Raw genomic sequence first — 20,584 nt, 5'->3', positions numbered from 1 at the left:
CTTTGAAAATGCTCTGCTGACGCGAAAGCGGCAGCCGCCGCAACGCGGCGTACATTCAGGCGAAAACCGCGTTTTTCGCCTGAATGCCACCTTTGACTTTCATAAAAAGTCAAAGGTAATCTGCTCTAGCTAAACGCTCTGGCGACAGCGTTAGAGCATTTTGCTTTTGAAATTGAATACGTTCAAAAGCAAAATGCTCTAGGATACGGGGCTTTTTCAAAAAACCAACCTCATGGCAGCAAACGGCAATGCCCGCCAATGCCGTTTGCAGGCATTTTCCCGCAGGGCAGGCCGAAAATCCGGCGCGCCCGCCGGGGCATGCTCTGCCGTGTTGCCCTGAGATTCCTTTTGGGGCGGGAGCAACGAGCTTTTTCATGTACGCCCGAGTCGCCCTTCTCAGTCCCCCGTATGCCAGCCTGACATATGAGCTGCCGCCGGAGTTCCCCCCGGAGTTCTGGCAGCCCGGCCTGCGCGTGGCCGTGCCCCTGGGCAGGGGCAAGCCGGGCGCGCTGCGGGCCGCCGTGTTGCTGGAAGTATGCGCCGCCTCAGGCCTGCCGCCGAACGTGCCCTGCAAATTCGTTTGCTGGCCCTTGGAAAATCTGCCCTTGCTCCCGCCGGAACTGCTGGCGCTCACTGAAGATCTGGGCCGCCGCCAGGGCCTTGCGCCCGGGAATATCCTCGGGCATCTGCTGCCGCAGGGTCTGCGCAGCGCGCGCGCCTGCCTGCGCCGCATCCACGCGGGGCAAACGGCCTCCCTGAGCCTGCGCCGCATTGCCGAAGCCGACGCGGCTGAACGCTCTGAGCTGGCGCAGGCCTTGCGCACGGGTGAGGCGCGCATGCTGGCTCCGGGCGCTGACGCCGCCAGTGAGGAATTTTGCCAGTTGCGCGCGGAGCCGCCCTGGCCCGTGAGACCGTCGGCCGCGCGACAGATTGAGGTGCTGGAGTATCTGCACGAGCATGGGGCCGCAAGCCGCCGCCGTCTGCTGCAAAATCTTGGGCAGGCAGCGGCAGCCGCGCTCCGGAGCCTGCTCAGGGCCGGGCATCTGGCGCTTGTCAGGGAGGATGCCGGAGAAGGCGTGGAACAGGAGCTTTTGCCGCCGCCTCCCGCGCCGTTCAGCCTCAATGCGGATCAGGCTCAAGCCCTGGAATCCCTGCGCGCTGCGCTGGACGGGGAATCAGCCGCCTCGCGCCTGCTTTTCGGGGTCACGGGCAGCGGCAAGACTGCCGTGTATCTGGAACTGGCAAAGCTGTGCCTTGCCCGCGGCAAAAGCTTGCTCCTGCTGGCTCCGGAAGTGGCGCTGGCTCACAAGCTGCGTCGTGACGCGGCCTGCGCCCTGCCGGACGCGCCGCTTTTTTTTTACCACGGCTACCAGTCTGCGGCCCGGCGAGAAGCCACGTTCCGCGCGCTTGCGGCACGCAAGGAGGCCGGCCTGATCGTGGGCACGCGTTCCGCGCTGTTTTTGCCTGTGCCGCGCCTGGGCTGCATAGTTCTGGACGAGGAGCATGACGCCTCCTTCAAACAGGATGAAAGTATGCCATATCAGGCCAAGGAAGTGGCCTGGTTTCGCGTGGCGCAGGCGCAGGCGCTTTTGTTGCTGGGATCGGCCACGCCGGATTTGAAGACGTTTTACGCGGCGGAAAACGGGCAACTGCCCGTGCTGCGCCTGCCGCGCAGGGTAGGGGGCCGCGCCCTGCCGCCGGTGGAGCTGGTGGATATCAGCGGGCTGCCGCAAGCGGCTTCTTCCTTTGAGGGCGGCGGCCTGCTTGCGCCGCAGAGCGAGTCGGCCCTGCGCGAAACTCTGGCCAGGGGCGAGCAGGCCGTAGTGCTGCTCAACCGCCGCGGCTACGCGCCGCTGATGTACTGCCTGGACTGCAACAGCACCCAGCGTTGCCCGCAATGCGAAATCGGTCTGACGTATCATAAGGGTCGGGAAAAGCTGGTCTGCCACTATTGCGGCTACAGCCGTCCCTTTCCTTCGCCCTGTCCGCAATGCAAGGGCATGAATTTTCTGCCTCTGGGCGAGGGCACCGAGCGTTTGGCCGAACGTCTGGAAGTGCTGGCGGGCAGGCCCGTGCTGCGACTTGATCGCGACAGCACCCGCCGCCCCGGCCGCATGGAGGAAATTCTGGCGGCCTTTGCCCGCCTGGAAGCGCCCATTCTGGTGGGTACCCAGATGCTTTCCAAGGGCCATCATTTCCCGCAGGTGACGCTGGTCGTGGTGGCTGACGGGGATCTGGGCCTGAACCTGCCGGACTACCGGGCTGCGGAGCGCACCTTTCAGCTTCTGGTGCAGTCCGCCGGGAGAGCGGGGCGGGGCGAAAAGCCCGGCCGCGTGCTGATTCAGACCCGCGATGTGGGCCATTATTGCTGGCAATATGTGCAGACGGGCGATTACGAGGGCTTTTACGCGGCGGAACTGGCGCGTCGCCGCTTGCGGCGCTATCCGCCCTTTGTGCGTCTGGCCCTGATCCGGATTTCTTTTGCCGTGGCTGAACCCAAAGGCCCCGCCGCGCTCAACGAGCTTGCCGCCGCGCTGCGGGAGCGGGCGCGCGCCTGCGGCGTGCAGTTGCTGGGGCCCGCGCCCGCGCCTCTGGCCCTGTTGCGCGGTCGGCGGCGTTTCCACTGCCTGCTCAAAGCCGAAAACTGGCAGATTTTGCGGCAACTCTATTTTTTCGCGGAAAAATGCTGCGCATCCGGCCCGTTACGGCTTTTCCTTGACCTCGATCCCGTGAATATGCTGTAGAGAGTTTTGCTAATGAAATTAGCTAAACGCTCTAGGGCGTCGGACTTCAGACGGCGGGGAACGGCGGCGGGTCGTCAGCATGGCGATCCGCCGCCGTTCCTTTTTTTCAGGGAGTGGCATAGAGCTTGCTATAAGTATTGCGTCCGGAAAAAAATTCTTTCCGCAAGACAGAGGAAGGCGCGGACAGGCAAGGAGAGCCGGACGCGAGGGTAAGTCAAGACAAATGTTAGAAATTTTATTGACAATTTTTAACATTTGGACCAATCTCAACATTCCCTGTGAACAGAAGGGGAAAGCACTCAGGAGGACTGTCATGAGACGCGTTGTTGCCGCTTTGGCGCTTATCTTCACCCTGATTCTGCCCGGCTTGGCCGCGGCGGAAGGCACAGGCATGTATCTGGCCCCCAAATTTCTGATGTCCATCCAGGATACCGGGACCGTGGAGCGCTCTTCCGGCCTTGCCGGCTCGGGTCTGGACGAGTACAGCCAGTTTACCCTGGGCGGCGCTCTGGCCCTGGGCTATGATTTCTGGCCCCAGCAGATGCTGCCTCTGCGCGCGGAAATCGAATTCGCCCTGCGCGGCAACAGCGAAAAAAGCTGGAGCGACAGCGGTCGCTTTGTGACCAATGCCAAAGGAACGTGGAATAATTCCACCTTGTTTGCCAATCTGTTCTGGGATTTCCACAATGACTCGTCGCTCACGCCGTATATCGGCGCGGGCCTGGGGCTGGCTTTCAATTATACCGGCTATGACTTCACCGGCGCCGACGGCAGCAAGTTCTCGGCGGATGATCGCTTCACTAATTTCGCCTGGAATGTGGGCGCGGGCGTGGCCTACAACTTTACCGAGAGCTTCGCCATCGACGCTTCCTACCGTTTTGTGGGGCTGGGCTACAATGAGGTCAGCGCGCATTCCAACGGCGTGAAGTATGAAGTGGGCAACGATCCCTATAACAACGAATTCATGCTGGGCCTGCGCTTCGCCTTCTAAAAAATTCCCGCCATTCTCCGGAACGGCTTATCCCCTGTCCTGCACAGGGGATTTTTTTTATTGAATAAAGCAAGCGCGCCAACAGATTGCAGCGCCATTGCGGCTGAATAAGATTGACGTGTTGCGGCAAGCATGTAAAATTACGGTTCCGGTAACCTTAATCTTTTACTCTGGAGGAAGCGATATGAAACGTCTATTTGCAGCCGCGGCCTTGATCGCCGTTCTGGCTCTGCCGGGTATGGCCAAGGCGGAGGCAAACGGCTTTTACATTGCGCCCAAATTCCTGATGTCCATTCAGGATACCGGCACTATTTCCCGCCCGTACAGCGACATGACGGATGAAAGCTACAGCCAGTTCACTCTGGGCGGGGCTCTGGCCCTGGGCTATGACTTTTACCCGCAGCAGATGCTGCCGCTGCGCGCGGAACTGGAATTCGCCCTGCGCGGCAACAGCGAAAAGAGCTGGGATTCCACGTTCGGTGGCGCTAACGTGAGCACCAAGGGGCTCTGGAATAATTCCACCCTGCTGCTGAATCTCTATTACGACATCCAGACCGATACGCCCTTTGTGCCCTATATCGGCGCAGGCGTGGGGTTGGCTTTCAACTACACCGAGTATACCGTCAATGCGAATGCTGCTAACGGCTATATCAATGCCAGCCAGAGCGACAACTTCACCAATTTCGCCTGGAACGTGGGCGCGGGCGTGGCCTATAACTTCAATGAGAATTTCGCCGTTGACGTGGGCTACCGCTTTATGATGCTCGGGTACAATGAAGTTTCCAGCAATGGGGTAGAGATCAGCAATCAGCCCTACAACAATGAGTTTATGGTGGGTCTGCGCTTTACTTTCTAAGGAGCTGCAGCACGCTGCTCACGGGAGCAGATTCCCTTTGAGAGTACACAATCTCAACGTGGTAAAGAAGTCTGCTCCCGCAGCCGCTAAAGCTCGTTCAAAGTGGAATTGCTTCAGGCCGCCACAAAGGCTTTCGCGTTATTGCGCACTGAAAAAACCCGCCTTTCGGCGGGTTTTTTCAGTCTGTTTGTAGCGTTGCGCTGCAATGTGTCGCCCTGCCTTCAGACTTCAGAAGGATGCAGCGTATCTTGATAAGAATTCCTGTTATTACTGACTATTGCTGCGCTGCCCTGAAAAAACACGCGGCAGAGCCGGCGAAATTTTTTTTATCCTCTTGACAAACTGTTCGGCCTTTGAGTGCGAAAGGTTAGCAGTTATAGCCCAAAAAACAGAGAATGCTTGAGTAAAATCGAGATAATAATAGTTTTATTTGTGGAAATAATTTTACGAATCATGTGCATATTTTCGGAAGAAGATGCTAAAGCCTTGCTCCACAAGGCGATACGGCACAGGACAGCCAAGCCGGCTCTTTGAATTTAATAATATATTTTGCTATGTTAGTGATGAAAACTCTTGGGGAAAGCAAAAGCCGCGTCTGCCCCAGACGGCCTTTAAACCTCCTTTGCCTGAGCCGGACCTTTTGAGCTACAAGGCCCCCATGCGAGATCAATGGTCCGAAATTTCTAGAAATCTTAAAAAAATGCTGGATTCCGGCATTTTCAAGGTTTGGATTGCCCCCTTGCACGCTTCTGTGCAAGGCAGCGTTCTCCACCTTGACGCGCCCAACGCTTTTGTGGCCGGATGGCTGGAAAGCCGGATGCTTTCCGCCTTGCGGGAAGCCGCGGCGCCGGTGCTGGGAATTGCTCCTGAAGCCGTTGAAGTGCGCATCGCAAGCGGCGCTCAGGCCCTTGCCGCAGCGCCGCTCTGCGCCGGTCAGGAAAGCGCGCCAGGCCTTGGGCGGCCTTCCCCGCTTCAGGCCAGCCTGCCTCTGCCCGCGCCGGAATGCGCGCGACCGGCTCAAGCCCGCTGGCGGTATGCGTTTGAGGATTTTGTGGTGGGTCCCAGCAACAGCGTGGCCGTGGCCGCGGCCCAGGATGTCTGCCGCAAGGGCGGCAGCGTGCAGACGCTGTTCGTGAACTCCGCATCGGGTCTGGGCAAGACGCATCTGGCCCAGGCAGTGGGCCGGGCCATCAGTGAAAGCCGGAGCAACGCGCGGGTGGGGTATCTGACTGCGGAGGAATTTGCCTCCCGCTTTGTGGCCGCGTTGCGCAGCCATGACGTGGAGGCCTTCAAAAATCGCCTGCGCGAGCTGGATGTTCTCCTGCTGGAAGACGTGCATTTTTTCCAGGGCAAGGAAAAGATGCAGGATATGGCCTTGGCTGTGGTCAAAAGTCTTCAGGCCAGAGGCGGCCGGGTCATTTTCACTTCCTCCTTCTCGCCGCGCGAACTGCAGCGGGTGGACAGCCAACTGGTCTCACATTTCTGTTCGGGCATCCTGACCAGTATGGATCGTCCCACAGAGGAGATGCGCCGCCATATCCTCACCCGCAAGGCCAAAAGCTTTCAGGTGCTTTTGCCCGACGCGGTCTGCGAATTGCTGGCGCAACGCTTGCGGGGCGACGTGCGCCAGATGGAGTCCTGTCTGAACAGTCTGATCTTCAAGGCGCGCCTGCTCAATTGCGGCCTTAATCTGGATCTCGCCCTGGAAGTGCTCACGCAATACGCCGAAGTGGAGTGCGGGCCGGATCTTCAGGCAATTATCCGTCTGGTTTGCGAGACTTACGGCTTGAGCGAGCGTCAGCTTTGTTCCCGTTCGCGCCGTCAGGAATGCGTGCTCGGCCGCAATACCATCTATTTTCTGGCCCGTAAGCACACGGATTTGTCCCTGGAGGAAATCGGCGAAAAATTCAATCGTCGTCACTCCACGGTGATCAAGGGCATTACCTCCGTGGAACGCGAACTTTCCAAAGACTCCCGTTTAGGACGTCAGATCGCCAGAGCCGTGGAACTTATTGAGCGCAATGCCGGCATCAGTGGCGCGCAGCGCGTGTAAGCCCAGCCCCCGGTATGCCGCCTGCCGCCGTAACCCGCCTCTTGTGAGCGATTTACCTTTGCAACGCACTGACGCCGCATACGTTGCGTCAGCCCCGAAACCGGACTAGAGCGTTTTGCTAATAAAATTAGCTAAACGCTCTGGCGACCGCGGGAGCGGACGCCCGCGCCGAATGAGCGTCCAGACCGCGTTCTGGACGCGAAATGATGGCAGCGCCGCTTTTGAAATTGAATAATTTCAAAAGCAAAATGCTCTAGAGCAGATTACCTTTGACTTTTTATGAAAGTCAAAGGTGGCATTCAGGCGAAAAACGCGGTTTTTGCCTGAATGTACGCCGCGTTGCGGCGGCTGCCGCTTTCGCGTCAGCAGAGCATTTTCAAAGAGAAAATGCTCTAGCCTTGAAATTTGTAAAATTTCAATTGTCATTCCGGGAAAAACGCACTTTTTCCCATACTCCACGCCACTTCGCGGCGTGAGAGCATTGCAGAGTTACCATGCTCCAGTAATTTCACTCACGCGAGGAAGCATGTCGCCCGTCCGCCCTGAACCGCAGTTGATCGAGTATGTCTACACCCACACCCGCACGCAGGCGACCACCGGCTATTTTTCCTGTGAGCCGCCGGAATCCCTGAGTTTTGAGGCCGCCATCCAACGGCTTGAGGCCGCGCCTTTGGATGATTTTCTCCATCTGCACTGCCTGCGCGCGCTGAGCGCAAAAAAGCCCGGGGAGCTGCGCTCTCTGGCCGCCGCCTGTTATGATCCGGCCGCCGATGTTTTCACGCGGCCCGCGCTGGCCGCCTTGCTGGCCGAATGCGCGATCCTGCTGCCGCACTGCCGCGAGGTTTGCGCCGCGTTTCCGCCTGATGCGGCCGCGCGTCTGGCCCGTGTCAGCCCGGCCGTGTACCTGCGGGCCGCACAGTTGCCGGACGCAACAGCCGCCGCGGCCTGGAACGAGCTCTTTCAGGCCAACATCTGCGAGCATCACCCCCTGCCCCGGCCGGAAGAGGCTGAAGCGCCGCTTCTGTTCGATCCTGCGGAGCTGGCCGCCACCGCGCGGGAGCTGGAAGCGCGCTCAGGAATCCTGGCCCGGCTGCATGCCGCGCTCCTGCCCGAAGCCGGGCCTGCCTGGCAGCGGCCGCCCGCGCAGGAAACATTTTTGCGGGCTCTGGATGCCCTCATGGAAGCCGGTCTGATCGCAGGGCCGGAAATGCGGCATGAGGCCTCGCTTTCGCCCATTGCCTTGTTGCGGGCCTGGCAGATTGACCTCACGGTGCGCAGCGGCTCCCTGCACTACAGCCTGCGCGGCGAGGCCACGGCCTACGGCCGGGGGCTCTCGCTGGCCCAGGCCCGCGCATCCTATGCCATGGAAATCGTGGAGCGGGCCAGCGCCTATGTCAGTGTGGGAGAGGGCGGCGGCCTTTCGCCTCACGGCGAGATTCTGAATCGTCTGAAGCCGCTGCCCCTGCTCAAAGCCCGTTATTCCGAGCTGCAAAAGGCGGGGCGGCCCGCGCTGGATCCCAACCGTTTGCCCCTGGAAGCGCCTTACGCGGACGCGCCTCTGCACTGGCTCCAGGCCAGGGCCGCCGACGGCGCGGCAACGCTCGTTCCGGCCCAGGCGGTTTTTTTATTCTGCAATCTGGACGAGCCGGCCCTGTTTCTGGCCGGGGGCTCCACAGGCCTGGCTTCGGGCAATACCCTGGAAGAAGCCAAAGTTGCGGCGCTCACTGAAATACTTGAACGCGACGCCGAAGCCACCACCCCGTTTTGCCGCTCTCGCTGCTTCAGGCTCAGAAGCCGCGATCCTCGGCTCCAGAGCCTGTTGGACGACTATGCCGCCCGCGGAATCCGGGTGCAGTTTCAGGATATTACCACTGAGCTGGGTTTGCCCGCATACCAGTGTTTTGTCAGGAGCCCGGAGGGCGCCGTGGCCCGAGCCACGGGCGCGCATCTGAGCGGCGCGCGCGCCGCCCTGGCAGCCCTGACCGAGACGCCCTGGCCCTATCCCCACGGGGGCCCCTCCGGCCCCGGGCTTCAGGGGCTGCCGGAGCGTATGCTGGAAGATCTGCCGGATTACGGCCTGCCGTCCCCCGCGGAGAATTGCCGACTGCTGGAAGCCGCGCTCGCTGCGCACGGCAAAGCCCCGCTCTATGTGGAGCTGACCCGTGCGGATCTGGGCCTGCCCGTGGTGCGGGCACTGGTTCCGGAACTGGCGCTTACCGCTGAATGGGATCGCTTTTCACGGCCCGGGCCAAGGCTGTTTGCGCGCTATCTGGGCATGTATGCCTGAGGGATCGCCGTCCAGCGTTTATTTGCCAATTGCAGCAATGGCACAAGTTGTCTATAGTGCACAGCATATATTGTCATTGCTGCCGAAGCAGCGCGCCGCAACGCCGGTTGGCGGGGCGGCGGGCCGTTCTCGGGGCCGCCAAAGCATTCTGTTACAGAAATGCTGCGAGGCCCCGCGCCGGCGCGTGCCTGTCGCGGCGTCTGGGAAACGCGCGCGGCAATGGCAAGGATTGGGCGAAGAGATACGCTGTTACGGAGCCGGCGGCGCGGCCCGAGGCGCGGTTTGTCGCGCGGCTGCCCGCTGTCTCGCCGTGAACCCGCAACCTTTGGAGGGTGAGGATGAAACTGGGCAAACATCTTGCAGTGCTGGGCGCGTTGGCGCTTTCGCTGGGTTTGGGCGTACAGGCGGCGTCCGCTGCGGCCAAGGCCCCCATCAAGATCGGCGTGTATCTGCCGCTGACCGGCCAGAACGCCTTTGGCGGCCAACTGGAGCTGGAAGGCGTGCGCCTGGCCCACAAAGAAATGCCCACGGTTCTGGATCGTCCCGTGGAGCTTGTGGTTGTGGACAACAAGTCCGACAAGGTGGAAGCGGCCAATGCCGTGAAACGCCTGGTGGAACGCGACAAGGTCGTGGCTCTGATCGGCACCTACGGTTCCTCTCTGGCCATGGCCGGGGCTGAAGTGGCTGAAAAGGCCAAAGTGCCCGGCGTGGGCACATCCTGCACCAACCCGCTGGTGACGCAGGGCAAGAAGTACTATTTCCGGGCCTGCTTTATCGATCCCTATCAGGGCGCGGCCGCGGCCACCTACGCCTTTGAAAATCTCGGTTACAAAAAGGCCGCCGTGCTTATGGACATGACCAATGATTATGCCGTGGGCCTGTCCAGCTTTTTCATGCGCTCCTTCAAAAAACTGGGCGGCGAGGTGGTGGCCAACCTGAAATACAGCTCCGGCGACCAGGACTTTACAGCCCAGCTCACCGAGCTGATCTCCAAAAAACCCGATATCGTGTTCATGCCCGCCTATTTCGCCGAGGGCGCGATCATTATGAAGCAGGCCCGCGAGCTGGGCGCCACCTTCCGCCTGATGGGCGCCGACGCCATGGATAATCCCGATACGGTCAAGCTGGGCGGCAAGGCCGCCGAAGGCTTTTTGCACACCACCTTCCCGTACGATCCCAACATGGCGAACATGAGCCCCGAGGCCAGGCGCTTTACCGAAGCCTGGAAAAAGGCCTATCCGGACAAAGAAACCAACGTGAACGGCGCGTTGGGCTATAACTGCTACTTCCTGATTGTGGATGCCATCAAACGCGCGGGCTCGGCCGAGCCCCAGGCTATCGCCAAGGCCCTTGGCGAGACCAGGGGCCTGCCGACCGCTCTCGGCACGCTCTCCATCAACAAATACCACGATGCCGAAATGCCCGTGGGCATCATTGAATACAAAAACGGCCGGCGTGTGTATGTGGGCGAAGTGACGCCCAAATAAACCTGCCGGCGGCCCCGTGGCGGCACAGGCCGCTGCGGGGCCCATTGTGTCATTGTGCGCGCCCCTGCGCTGTTTTTCAAAGCTCCGCTGCAGGGCCTTGCCTGCGCGGGATGCCGCCGCAGCGGCTCTTCCCGGCGTTTATGAGCACATGACAAAAGTATTGCGCTTGCTATTTAGAGCATTTTCACTTTGAAAATGCTCTGCTGACGCGAAAGCGTCAGCCCTGCCAGAGGTAGTCATGAGCCTTGAGATGTTTTTGCAGCACTGTTTCAACGCCCTGACCCTGGGCTCGCTCTACGCGCTGATCGCCATCGGCTATACCATGGTCTACGGCATCTTGCGGTTGATCAACTTTGCCCACGGCGACATCCTGATGGTAGGGGCCTATTTCGTCTTCTTCGGCACCTTTGCGTATGGCTGGCCCTGGGGCGTGGCCGCGATCCTGTCCGTTGCCGGGGCCAGTCTGCTGGGCGTGGTCGTCGAGCGGGTGGCGTACCGCCCCCTGCGCGACGCCCCGCGCATCTCGGCCCTGATCAGCGCCATTGCGGTTTCCTTTTTCATTGAAAGTCTGGCTGTGGTGGTATTCACCGGGCAGCCGCGGCCCGTGCTGCAGCCGGAATGGCTGATTTCGGAATGGCAGCTGGGCGGGCTCCGCATCCTGCGGCTCACGGCCTTTGTGCCGGTGATGACTGCCGTGCTGGTGGGCATTCTGCTCTACATCGTCTACCGCACCAAGCCCGGCCTGGCCATGCGCGCCATTTCCAAGGATATTGAGACCACGCGTCTTCTGGGCGTCCGCGTGGACAACATCATCGCCTTCACCTTTGCCATCGGTTCGGCCCTGGCCGCCGCCTCAGGCATTATGTGGGCGCTGCGTTACCCGCAGGTGCATCCCTACATGGGCATCATGCCTGGTTTGAAAGCCTTTATCGCCGCGGTCTTCGGCGGCATAGGCTCCATTCAGGGCGCGGTGATCGGCGGCGTGGCCCTGGGCTTTGTGGAAATCATGACCGTGGCCTTCATGCCCGAGCTTTCGGGCTACCGTGACGCCTTTGCCTTTGTGCTGCTGGTGCTGGTGCTGCTTTTCAAGCCCACCGGCCTTTTGGGCGAGCGCATGGAGGAGAAAATCTGATGCGCCTGAACGTCTTCACTCTCCTGAATATTCTGCTGATGCTTGTGGTGGGCTGCGCGCTCTGGCAGGCCGAGAGCTTTCTGGGCGACTATCAGATCTACATTGTCAAGCTGATTTTCATCAACGCCATCCTGGCCCTTTCGCTGAATCTGATTTACGGCTTCACGGGCCTGTTTTCGTTGGGGCAGGCGGGTTTTATCGCTGTGGGCGCCTATGTTTCCGCGCTCTGCATCCTGCCGCCTGAGCAGAAGGAAATGATGTGGATTCTGGAGCCGATCATCTGGCCGTTCTCCGAGCTCTTTACGCCCTTCTGGGCCTCGGTGCTGGCCGGGGGCTTCGTGGCCATGATCTTCGCCTTTCTCATCGCGGTGCCTGTCTTGCGGCTGGGCGACGATTATCTGGGCATCGCAACCCTGGGCTTCGCGGAAATCATCCGCGTGCTGATCGTCAACGCCACGGCCGTGACCAACGGTTCTCTGGGCATCAAGGGCATACCGGCTCATGCCACGCTGCTGGCCTGTTACGGCTGGACGCTGTTCACGCTCATTGTGATGGCGCGACTGGTCTTCAGCAATTTCGGCAATGTGCTGCGCTGCATCCGCGACAACGAGATCGCGGCCAGCGTCATGGGCATCAATGTTTTCGGCTACAAGGTGCTTTCCTTTTGCATCGGCGCCTTTTTTGCCGGCGTGGGCGGGGCGCTTCTGGGCAGCCATCTTTCCACCATCGATCCCAAGATGTTCAACTTTCTGCTGACGTTCAACGTGCTGATGTTTGTGGTGGCCGGGGGCCTGGGCTCCCTGACCGGCAGTCTGCTGGGCGCCACGGTGATCACCATCCTGCTGGAATGGCTGCGGGCCATCGAGGAACCCATGAATCTGGGCTTTATTGAGCTGCCCGGCATCCCGGGCATGCGCATGGTGGTTTTTTCGCTGATTCTTCTGGCCATTATCCTGCGCAGGCGCGAGGGCATTATGGGCACGCGCGAACTGACCTGGAAACAGATTTTCGCCTTCTGCAAGAGGCACGCGGCATGAGCGGCTTTGCATTCAACAGGCCGGAAGAGGCGCTGCTGCTGGCCGAAAACGTGACCATGCGTTTCGGCGGGGTCACGGCTGTGAGCGATCTCTCGCTGGCCATCCCTCAGGGCTCCATCGTCGGGATCATCGGCCCCAACGGCGCGGGCAAAACAACGGTTTTCAATGTGCTCAGCGGTTTTTACACGCCGCAGGAAGGCTCTGTCATTTTTGCGGGCAAAAGCATCAAGGGGCGCAAGCCCTACCAGATCTGCCGTCTGGGCATGGCCCGCACTTTTCAGAATATCCGCCTTTCGTCGCAGATGACCGTGCTGGAAAATATCATGGTGGGCTGCCATGTGCGCCGCCGTTCTTCCTGGTGGATGGCCCCCCTGGGATTGCCGCGCTTTTACAGGGAAGAGGCGGATATTGCCCGCAAAAGCCGTTTGCTGGCCGAACGCCTGCATTTGAGCGAGCATCTTAATGAAAAAGCCGGGAGCCTGCCGTACGGAGCGCAGCGCCGTCTGGAGATCGCCCGCGCGCTGGCCACTGCGCCGCGCCTTCTGCTTCTGGATGAACCGGCCGCGGGCATGAATCCTCAGGAAAGCCTTGAACTTATGCACTTTATCGGGCGTATCCGCGATGAATTTGATCTGACCATTCTGCTCATTGAGCACGACATGAAGGTCGTCATGGGCGTCTGCCAATATATCTGGGTCATGGAGTACGGCGCACTGATCGCCCAGGGCGATCCCGATGCCGTTCGCAGCAATCCTGTGGTGATCCGGGCCTATCTCGGCGAGGATGTGCTTGCCGCAAAAAGCGGCGGCCCCGGGGGCCGCTGAACGGCTCTTGCGGCCACGGTTCACAAAGAAGCGGGTTTGGGTATGACGGATCAGAGCAATATGCTTGAAATACGCGATCTTCATGTCCGCTACGGCGGGATTCAGGCTGTTCAGGGCGTGAGTCTTTCCATTGCGCGCGGCAGCATTGTGACGCTGATCGGCGCCAACGGCGCCGGCAAGAGCAGCATCATCCGCTCCGTTGCCGGTTTGAACAAAACCATCAGCGGGGAGATTCTCTTTACCCGTCATGACGGGGAGAAGCCGGTTTCCCTCATGGGTCTCAAACCCGAGGACATGGTGCGCAAAGGCATTTCCCTGTCGCCTGAAGGCCGGCGCATTCTGCCGCATTTGACAGTGGAGGAAAATCTCTATCTCGGCGCATATTCGCGTAAGGAAAAGGACGAGATCGCCGCGGATCTGGAATGGGTGTACACGCTTTTTCCGCGTCTCAGGGAGCGCAACTGGCAGAAAGGCGGCACGCTTTCCGGCGGCGAGCAGCAGATGCTGGCCGTGGGCCGGGCGCTCATGAGCCGGCCGGACATGCTGATGCTCGACGAGCCTTCACTGGGCCTGGCGCCGTTGCTGGTGCATGAAATTTTTGAAATCATCAGGCGGATCAACGCTGACGGCAAAACCGTGCTTCTGGTGGAGCAGAATGCCTATGCGGCACTTTCCGTGGCCCATTACGCCTATATTCTGGAAGTGGGCAGGGTGGTGCTGGAAGGACCGGGCCGGGAATTGCTGGAAAATCCCAGGGTCAAGGAGGCGTATCTCGGCGGATGACGCCCGCCTGCTTCAAAAGGCAGGCATATTTTCATGGTTGAGAAAGGAATTTCACTCTAGAGCAGATTACCTTTGACTTTCATAAAAAGTCAAAGGTAATCTGCTCTAGAGCGTTTAGCTCATTTCATGAGCAAAACGCTCTCATTCTCGCTGTCGATCTGACACAGGGAGCGGCAAGGCCGCGTTTTTAGGCGCAGGCTGTGCCGAAAAAATCCCCGGAGCGAACAGCTCCCTTCAGAATGTTTGAATCTTTCTTTGCGCAAGGAGTTTTCATGCGACGCATTTTTTCTGTATTCGCCCTGGTTCTGTTTTTGGCGGCCATGGCCTCGCAGGCCGCGGCACACGCCGAAACGCCGGGCCGGGACGAGCGTCTGACGCGCCTGCCCAACGGGCTTCTCATATACATTATCAAGGACACGCGTTTTCCTCTTGTGGCGACCCGCCTTTATGTGCGTGCGGGCTCGGCCAATGAGGAGCCGCGCCTGGCGGGCATCAGCCATGTGCTGGAGCACATGGTTTTCAAGGGCACGGAGCACCGCCCCAAAGGCCGGGTGGCCCGGGACGTGGAAGCGCTGGGCGGCTACCTGAACGCGGCCACCAGCTTTGACAAGACCTATTACCTGACGGATATGCCTGCCGCGCACTGGCGCACGGGCATGGACGTGGTCAAGGACATGGCTTTTCAGGCCACGCTGGACCCCAGGGAGCTGGAAGCCGAGAAAAACGTGGTTATTTCCGAGCTCCAGCGGGGCGAGGATTCGCCCATGAGCAAGCTCTTTGAGAGCCTGCAGGTGGCCGGGCTGAAGAACACGCCTTACGGGCGGCCCATAATCGGCTATGTGGACAGCATCAGGGCCATTACCGCCGATGATTTGCGCGCCTATGTCAAGCGTTGGTATCAGCCGCAGAACATGATGCTTCTGGTGGCCGGGGATATTGAGCCCGACGCCGTGCTGGCGCATGCCCGAAAGCTTTTCGGCGATCTGAAAAACAATGGGGATCTGCCCGTCTTCCAGCCGCTGAATCTTGGCGACGCGGCCGGAGGCCCGGCCGTTGAAGTCAGCAGAGGCCCCTGGAACAAAATCTACCTGGGCATTTCCTTTCCGGCGCCGGGCCTGCGGGATCTGCGCTCCGTGGATCTGGACGTGCTGAGTTATTTGTTGGGAGGGGACGGCACATCGCGTTTCTACCGCAAGTACAAATACGAAAAGCAACTGGTGGACAGGATCAGCGTGGACAATATGAGCCTGGCGCGCGCGGGCCTGCTGATCCTCACTGCCCAGTTGGACGCCGACAAGCTGGAAGCCTTCTGGCAGGAACTGACCAGGGATCTGGCCGCTCTCAAGGCCGGGGACTTTACTGCCGAGGCGCTGGGCAGAGCCAAATTGAACCTGGAGGACAGCATGGACCGGGCAGGGGAAACCCTGAACGGTCTGGCCTCCTGGCTGGGGGCGGTTCAGTTTGATCTGGGCGGTGCGCAGGCAGAGCGCAATCTGCGTTTTGCCCAGCGCAATGTGGATGAGCCCCAATTGCAGCGCGCCATCAGCCAGTGGCTTGAGCCCCGGCAGGCGCGGGTGCGGGTGCTCGCGCCGCAAAATGCGGCCCTGCCCGACCTGAAAGCCGTGCTGCGCGCCAACTGGCCGTCTTCCGGCAATGCGGCCGCGGCCGCAGCAACGCGCCCGGCCGCCAAAGAGCGGGAGGTGCTGCAACTGGGCCCGGGCCGCACCCTGATTTTGATCCCTGACGCCACAGTGCCCTATGTTTCCCTGGATTTCATGATGCCCGGCGGCAATGCCCTGCTCAAGCCGGATCAGCAGGGGCTGGCGGATCTTGCCGCGCGTTCGCTTACCGACGGCAGCGGCCAACTGGACGCCCAGGCGATGGAGCGCTATTTCTCGGAACGCGCGGCCGCTGTCTCGGCCACGGCGGGCCTGCAAACCTTCGGCGTCTCTCTCACCGGCCCCTCGCGCTTCAATGCCGATTATTTCCGCATGCTCGGCGAAATATTGGGCAAGCCGCGCTTTGAGGCCAGGGAAGTGCGGCGCGAAGCGGACACCATGAAGTCCGCCATCCGCCAGCGCGCGGACAGGCCTCTGGCCTATATGTTCGCCAGGCTCAATCCCTTTTTGTATCCGGGCGGCCAGCCTTACGGCTATGACAGCCTGGGCACGGCGCAGAACCTGGATCGCTTCGACCGCAAGGATGTGCTGGCTTTCTGGAAATTGCAGTCAGGCCAGCCCTGGGTCCTTTCCGTGGCCGGGGATTACGAGCGCGAGGCCGTTCTGACCTTTGCCCGCTCCCTGCCTGCGCCGAAAAGCGCGGGCCTGACTCTCGCGCCCCCTGCCTGGGGGAGCGACAGGGATTTGGATCTGAATCTGCCCGGCCGCAACCAGGCGCATCTGCTCCTGCTTTTCAAGGCCGTGCCTCCGACCCACCCGGACGCGCCTGCCCTGACGCTTCTGGAATCCGTGCTTTCGGGCCAGAGCGGCCTGCTGTTCAGCAGCCTGCGCGACGAACAGGGGCTCGGATATACGGTGACTTCCTTTTACCGCGGCATGCCCGAGGCAGGCTTTGTGGCCTTCTATATCGGCACCACGCCGGATAAAGTGGAGCAGGCCCGGCAGGGCTTTGCCAGGATCATTGCGCAGATCAAAGCCAAACCTTTGCCCGCGGCCTTGCTGCAAAGCGGCGCCAACCGCCTTTGGGGCCAATACCTCCGCGCGCGTCAGAGCCTGGGGGATCGCGCCGGCGAGGCGGCTACGGACGCTGTGCTGCATCATCCCCAGGATTTTCAGAAGAAGCTTTTGCAAAAAGCCGCGACTGTGACGCCCGAGGCCTTGCAGGCCGTGGCCCGCAAGTACCTGGAACCGGCCAATGCCTATGAAGTGAAGCTGCTTCCCTAGAGCATATTGTTTTTGAAACGCTCGCTTCGGCGCTTAGAGCATTTTCTCTTTGAAAATGCTCTAGTTTTTACTAGACAAAAAGAGAAGGCCGAAACCACATTTTTCTTAGTGATTTCGGCCTTCTCTGGACTATTTTGGACTTCTTATTGGTACCGGGAGCGAGACTTGAACTCGCAAGAGGTTGCCCTCGGCGGATTTTGAGTCCGCTGCGTCTACCAATTCCACCATCCCGGCATATCAGAGCGGCCCGGCTGTTTCCTGTTTGCCAAACGCGTTTGCGCCGCCGTAAGTGTGCTTACTATCCCAGTCCGCCGCCTTCCGTCAAGTGGGAGCATGACGTTTTGCCGCTGCAAGGCCGCGTCTTCCGGCTCAATCCACGTCCCCTTCATGTGTGGAAAGGCGAATCCCTCATGGCGCGCAGGCATCACGCCCTGCGTTTGAGCCCGGCACTGCCCGGTTTGGCCCATAAACGTGATCCATGCGCACAACACTGCAAGTGGATTGCACTGCGCTTTTGCAGCCTCCGAAAAAGCGGCCAGGCGCGCTTATATCCCTGACCGGGCCTGCAGGCTGCATCTGCCCGGAGGCTACGGAGAGCGGCCCGCAGCCTGATGCGCGAGGGAGCAGGCGAAGATTTTTATTCGCGGCTTTTGTCCGTGCTCAGCAAGATGACCGCCGAAAGCACCAGAGTGCTGCCGATCCAGCCGCTGATGCTGAAATTTTCCTGCCAGAACAGCCAGACCCAAAACGTGCTCAGCACGGGTTCCAGATGGCAGGTCACGGCCGCGCGCACCAGGCTGAGCCGCTTCAGGCCCTGGCCGTAGCAGATATAGGCGAAATAGCCGGTGAGCAGACCCAGAAGCAGCAGCCAGAACCAGACGCGGGGCGCATGGTGCAGACTTGCGGGCACGCCGAGCCAAAGGGCCAGGGTTCCGCCCAGGAGCATGAAGGCATAGATGGCGGCGGTGGAATAGCGGCTCTGCCACCAGCGGTAAAAGGGATAATGCGAGGCATAGCAGAGACCGCTCAACAGGCCGCAGGCAATGCCCCACATGGATGCCTGCCCCGGCAGGCTGCCGCCGGAAAAGCAAACCAGTGTGGTGCCCGCGAGCGCAATGCCGATGGCGCTGATTTTACGGGAGGAAATCCTTTCCTGAAAAAGAAGGCGGGAAAAAAAAGCCACCCAGACCGGCGCCGTGTAGAGCAGCACCACGGCCATGGCCGCGCCGCTCAGTTTGATGGCGTATTGCGTGGCTCCGAAAAAGACGCCTACGCCCCAAAAGCCGAACACGGTAAAAATGCAGGCGTCGCGCGGGCGGATGCGCAACTGCCCGCTCAGCGCCGCATGCCCCAGAAAGAACGCGCCCCCAAACGCTGCCCGCCAGAACGCCGTTTCCAGCGGGCTGAGCCCGGCGTTCATGCAGATTTTGGAAATAACGCCGATCAGCGACCAGAAAAAGGCCGCCAGCAAAATCCAGACATAGCCGCCGAGGCGATCACTCTGATGCATGCGGATTTCCAGGTTGTGGATTTGGCGGTCAGGCGTGCGCTGTCCTTGATCCCTGCTGCTCACAAATGCCCAGCAGGCGCAGAACCAGACCCGCCACCTGGGTTTGCGCGCCGGGCAAGGGCAGATCCGCCCAGGCCCGGCCCATCAGCCAGAGCGGCACGCGGCGGTTTTGCGCCACGGCGTCGCTGTGCCCGCATTCATTGTCCATGCCGTGATCGCTGGTCACCAGGACGGCATAGTCTTCGGCCAGCCAGCGCGGCACATGGCGGGCCAGCAGGTTGTCGGCCCGGCGCGCCGCCTGCCGGTATACCGGAGAGTCCGCCCCAAAGCCGTGCCCGGCAAAGTCAATGCCCATGGGATGCACCAGCAGCAGATCCGGCGTATGGCGCAGGCGCAGACATTCGGCATCATGAAAAAGCTCATCGTCAGGATAGGCGTCATTGCCGTAAAACAGGCCATGACTGACAGGCAGGCGCGGATCATCGATCAGGCGATCCCTGCCGGGCGCAAAGGGCGCGCGATTGCAGAGCTCGCTGATCCAGTAATAGGCGGCCGCGGCAGTGGTCAATCCGGCGCTGCGCGCCCGCTGGAAGATGGTGGGCGCCGGGCAGAGCCGGGCGTCGTCGTTATGCAGAATGCCTGTCTGCACCGGAGCAAGCCCGCTGAGCAGCGTGGCGTAAATGGGCCGGGAAAGCGACGGCAGCTCGGCCTCAAGCTCGCAGTAGCGGGCTTCGCCCGCTTCCTCCAGGGCCAGAGAGAAACTCAGGCAACGTCGGGCCGTGCTTGCGGCGAGCCCGTCCAGCAGCACGAAAACCAGACGGGGCATCACCAATCTCCTTTTCCGGCCGGGCGGGCGGGAAAATTCAGGGCCGGGGCCTGCGCATAAAGCTGGGCGGCCGTCACGCCCCGGACGTCAAAGGACTCCCTGAGCCATTGCAGATAGACGCGGATTTTTTCCAGCAGAGCGGCGGCGGCGGTCTCATCCGGCACATGGGGCGAAGCGCCGGGCAGCATTTCCGAGGAGTGCCAGAACAGGCTGAGCACCTTGCCGCCGCGCGTAACGTGGGTGCGGGCGGCCAGCCGCATGATCCGCAGACTGTGCCAGATGGGATTGGCGCTCAAGGCTCCCCAGAAATGAAAGGAATCCAGCAGCGCGTTGTGGCGGGCGGCAAGCCCGTGCCAGAACCGCGCCGCAACGGGCCAGAGCGGGATCTGGGTGATGGGCGCTTCCAGCAGGCGGCAGCCCGGCGCATCTTCGACCCAATAGGGGTCCGGGGGCGCCAGAAAATGATCCGCGCCGTCCTTGAAAGCGCGCAACGGGCAGATGGAGCTGTCCACCCTGATGCCCGCCTCGGCCAGCAGCGGCCGCACCACGGATTTCAGATCCCAGCGGCCCATGCGAAAGCTGGTCAGCGGCGCGGACTGGAAATCGCGCCCGGCGTCCAGCAGGGTTTGCAAACGTCGGCGCAAAAGCTCGCGCGGCATGCGATCCGTGCGCAAGGGCGGGCCATCTGCCCCGCCCTTGTTGCCCGAGCCCTCCGGCAAGGCCGAGGGCGCGCCCAGGGGCGGGGTGCTCCAGTGGTGCAAATGCGCGGCGATCTCCGCGCCGCAATGGTCGCGCATCCAGGCCAGCACCCGACGGCCTTGGGCATCGGCAAAAACAGCGTGCGCGCAGAAGAGCGTCAACGGAAAGCCCAGCTCGTGCGTCAACGGCGCCAGACGCGGCAAAAGGCCCACATTGCGCACGCCGCACCCCGAAGCGGCATAGCGGCCTGAAAAGAGTCCTTCTTCCTCCACATCCAGACTGACAATAACGCGCAACGACCCGTTTTTGCGGCTCCTGTCTCTTTCAGAGGCGAGTGTCGTCATGGCGACATACTATGCCCATGTCTTTTGCAAGGCAATCGGGCAAGTGCGGGCGCAGCGCATTCCCGGCCATGCGAAAAGGATCGGCATGGCAATGCCGGTCCTCTCTGA

Annotated in this window: 16 protein-coding genes and 1 tRNA gene; 11 read left to right on the top strand and 6 right to left on the bottom strand. The window is 60.9% G+C overall.

Annotation, left to right across the window (positions count from 1 at the left end; all coding sequences use genetic code 11):
* Positions 1-109: 109 nt before the first annotated feature.
* A complete protein-coding gene (locus G7Y52_RS09500) occupies positions 110-376 on the bottom strand; it encodes a hypothetical protein (RefSeq protein WP_165070940.1) in 267 nt (88 codons plus the stop codon).
* On the opposite strand from G7Y52_RS09500, the gene priA reads away from it, so the two are divergent.
* The 4 genes from priA to G7Y52_RS09480 all read left to right on the top strand — a co-directional run bounded on the left by priA (position 375) and on the right by G7Y52_RS09480 (position 6,644).
* A complete protein-coding gene (gene priA, locus G7Y52_RS09495) occupies positions 375-2,744 on the top strand; it encodes a primosomal protein N' (protein WP_165070938.1) in 2,370 nt (789 codons plus the stop codon). The two genes, G7Y52_RS09500 and priA, sit on opposite strands and share 2 nt — an antisense overlap.
* Positions 2,745-3,057: 313 nt before the next feature.
* On the top strand, positions 3,058-3,735 hold the full coding sequence (locus tag G7Y52_RS09490) for an outer membrane beta-barrel protein (protein WP_165070935.1): 678 nt from the start codon (positions 3,058-3,060) through the stop codon (positions 3,733-3,735).
* Between the two features lie 184 nt (positions 3,736-3,919).
* Entirely contained in the window at positions 3,920-4,591 is a 672-nt protein-coding gene (locus tag G7Y52_RS09485; protein WP_165070933.1) for an outer membrane beta-barrel protein, read from the top strand.
* Between the two features lie 658 nt (positions 4,592-5,249).
* On the top strand, positions 5,250-6,644 hold the full coding sequence (locus tag G7Y52_RS09480) for a DnaA/Hda family protein (RefSeq protein ID WP_165070931.1): 1,395 nt from the start codon (positions 5,250-5,252) through the stop codon (positions 6,642-6,644).
* Positions 6,645-6,881: 237 nt separating this feature from the next.
* Here the strand turns inward: G7Y52_RS09480 and G7Y52_RS09475 are convergent, their stop codons facing one another.
* Positions 6,882-7,070 carry a hypothetical protein gene (locus tag G7Y52_RS09475; protein WP_165070919.1) on the bottom strand — a complete coding sequence of 63 codons (189 nt, stop codon included), beginning with the start codon at positions 7,068-7,070 and terminating at the stop codon, positions 6,882-6,884.
* A gap of 100 nt (positions 7,071-7,170) precedes the next feature.
* On the opposite strand from G7Y52_RS09475, the gene G7Y52_RS09470 reads away from it, so the two are divergent.
* From G7Y52_RS09470 to G7Y52_RS09440, 7 genes are all read left to right on the top strand, one after another.
* Positions 7,171-8,931 carry a YcaO-like family protein gene (locus tag G7Y52_RS09470; RefSeq protein ID WP_165070916.1) on the top strand — a complete coding sequence of 587 codons (1,761 nt, stop codon included), beginning with the start codon at positions 7,171-7,173 and terminating at the stop codon, positions 8,929-8,931.
* A 338-nt stretch (positions 8,932-9,269) separates the two neighbouring features.
* The gene (locus G7Y52_RS09465; protein WP_165070913.1) at positions 9,270-10,418 is read left to right on the top strand and encodes an ABC transporter substrate-binding protein; all 1,149 of its coding nucleotides are present in this window, start codon (positions 9,270-9,272) and stop codon (positions 10,416-10,418) included.
* A gap of 238 nt (positions 10,419-10,656) precedes the next feature.
* Positions 10,657-11,550, top strand: a complete 894-nt coding sequence (locus G7Y52_RS09460; RefSeq protein WP_165070910.1) for a branched-chain amino acid ABC transporter permease — start codon at positions 10,657-10,659, stop codon at positions 11,548-11,550.
* Complete coding sequence (locus tag G7Y52_RS09455) at positions 11,550-12,587, top strand: branched-chain amino acid ABC transporter permease (RefSeq protein ID WP_165070906.1); 1,038 nt, start codon at positions 11,550-11,552, stop codon at positions 12,585-12,587. Before G7Y52_RS09460 ends, G7Y52_RS09455 begins: the two co-directional genes overlap by 1 nt.
* A complete protein-coding gene (locus G7Y52_RS09450) occupies positions 12,584-13,411 on the top strand; it encodes an ABC transporter ATP-binding protein (RefSeq protein ID WP_165070902.1) in 828 nt (275 codons plus the stop codon). The genes G7Y52_RS09455 and G7Y52_RS09450 overlap by 4 nt, the downstream gene beginning before the upstream one ends.
* Before the next feature lie 60 nt (positions 13,412-13,471).
* On the top strand, positions 13,472-14,194 hold the full coding sequence (locus G7Y52_RS09445) for an ABC transporter ATP-binding protein (RefSeq protein ID WP_165070898.1): 723 nt from the start codon (positions 13,472-13,474) through the stop codon (positions 14,192-14,194).
* 272 nt (positions 14,195-14,466) lie between these two features.
* Positions 14,467-17,097, top strand: coding sequence for a pitrilysin family protein (locus G7Y52_RS09440; RefSeq protein WP_165070894.1), 2,631 nt, complete (start codon positions 14,467-14,469; stop codon positions 17,095-17,097).
* 147 nt (positions 17,098-17,244) lie between these two features.
* Here the strand turns inward: G7Y52_RS09440 and G7Y52_RS09435 are convergent.
* From G7Y52_RS09435 to G7Y52_RS09420, 4 genes are all read right to left on the bottom strand, one after another.
* Positions 17,245-17,331, bottom strand: a tRNA-Leu gene (locus G7Y52_RS09435).
* A 403-nt stretch (positions 17,332-17,734) separates the two neighbouring features.
* Positions 17,735-18,607 carry an EamA family transporter gene (locus tag G7Y52_RS09430; RefSeq protein ID WP_165070891.1) on the bottom strand — a complete coding sequence of 291 codons (873 nt, stop codon included), beginning with the start codon at positions 18,605-18,607 and terminating at the stop codon, positions 17,735-17,737.
* A gap of 28 nt (positions 18,608-18,635) precedes the next feature.
* Positions 18,636-19,433, bottom strand: a complete 798-nt coding sequence (locus G7Y52_RS09425; RefSeq protein WP_165070888.1) for an alkaline phosphatase family protein — start codon at positions 19,431-19,433, stop codon at positions 18,636-18,638.
* Positions 19,433-20,476 carry a hypothetical protein gene (locus G7Y52_RS09420; protein ID WP_165070886.1) on the bottom strand — a complete coding sequence of 348 codons (1,044 nt, stop codon included), beginning with the start codon at positions 20,474-20,476 and terminating at the stop codon, positions 19,433-19,435. The genes G7Y52_RS09425 and G7Y52_RS09420 overlap by 1 nt, the downstream gene beginning before the upstream one ends.
* Positions 20,477-20,584 lie beyond the last annotated feature (108 nt).

Source organism: Desulfovibrio sp. ZJ200, assembly GCF_011039095.1.
In the GTDB taxonomy this organism is placed as follows: Bacteria; Desulfobacterota; Desulfovibrionia; order Desulfovibrionales; family Desulfovibrionaceae; genus Desulfovibrio.
Note: the sequence above shows the minus strand (reverse complement) of the source record. Positions and strands in the feature narration are given on the sequence as shown.

Coding starts and splice junctions, on each gene's coding strand:
- G7Y52_RS09485 (WP_165070933.1), top strand. CDS start 3,920: ATGAAACGTCTATTTGCAGCCGCGGCCTTGATCGCCGTTCTGGCTCTG.
- G7Y52_RS09480 (WP_165070931.1), top strand. CDS start 5,250: ATGCGAGATCAATGGTCCGAAATTTCTAGAAATCTTAAAAAAATGCTG.
- G7Y52_RS09425 (WP_165070888.1), bottom strand. CDS start 19,433: ATGCCCCGTCTGGTTTTCGTGCTGCTGGACGGGCTCGCCGCAAGCACG.
- G7Y52_RS09445 (WP_165070898.1), top strand. CDS start 13,472: ATGCTTGAAATACGCGATCTTCATGTCCGCTACGGCGGGATTCAGGCT.
- priA (WP_165070938.1), top strand. CDS start 375: ATGTACGCCCGAGTCGCCCTTCTCAGTCCCCCGTATGCCAGCCTGACA.
- G7Y52_RS09470 (WP_165070916.1), top strand. CDS start 7,171: ATGTCGCCCGTCCGCCCTGAACCGCAGTTGATCGAGTATGTCTACACC.
- G7Y52_RS09465 (WP_165070913.1), top strand. CDS start 9,270: ATGAAACTGGGCAAACATCTTGCAGTGCTGGGCGCGTTGGCGCTTTCG.
- G7Y52_RS09500 (WP_165070940.1), bottom strand. CDS start 376: ATGAAAAAGCTCGTTGCTCCCGCCCCAAAAGGAATCTCAGGGCAACAC.
- G7Y52_RS09455 (WP_165070906.1), top strand. CDS start 11,550: ATGCGCCTGAACGTCTTCACTCTCCTGAATATTCTGCTGATGCTTGTG.
- G7Y52_RS09430 (WP_165070891.1), bottom strand. CDS start 18,607: ATGCATCAGAGTGATCGCCTCGGCGGCTATGTCTGGATTTTGCTGGCG.
- G7Y52_RS09450 (WP_165070902.1), top strand. CDS start 12,584: ATGAGCGGCTTTGCATTCAACAGGCCGGAAGAGGCGCTGCTGCTGGCC.
- G7Y52_RS09490 (WP_165070935.1), top strand. CDS start 3,058: ATGAGACGCGTTGTTGCCGCTTTGGCGCTTATCTTCACCCTGATTCTG.
- G7Y52_RS09420 (WP_165070886.1), bottom strand. CDS start 20,476: ATGACGACACTCGCCTCTGAAAGAGACAGGAGCCGCAAAAACGGGTCG.
- G7Y52_RS09475 (WP_165070919.1), bottom strand. CDS start 7,070: ATGACAATTGAAATTTTACAAATTTCAAGGCTAGAGCATTTTCTCTTT.
- G7Y52_RS09440 (WP_165070894.1), top strand. CDS start 14,467: ATGCGACGCATTTTTTCTGTATTCGCCCTGGTTCTGTTTTTGGCGGCC.
- G7Y52_RS09460 (WP_165070910.1), top strand. CDS start 10,657: ATGAGCCTTGAGATGTTTTTGCAGCACTGTTTCAACGCCCTGACCCTG.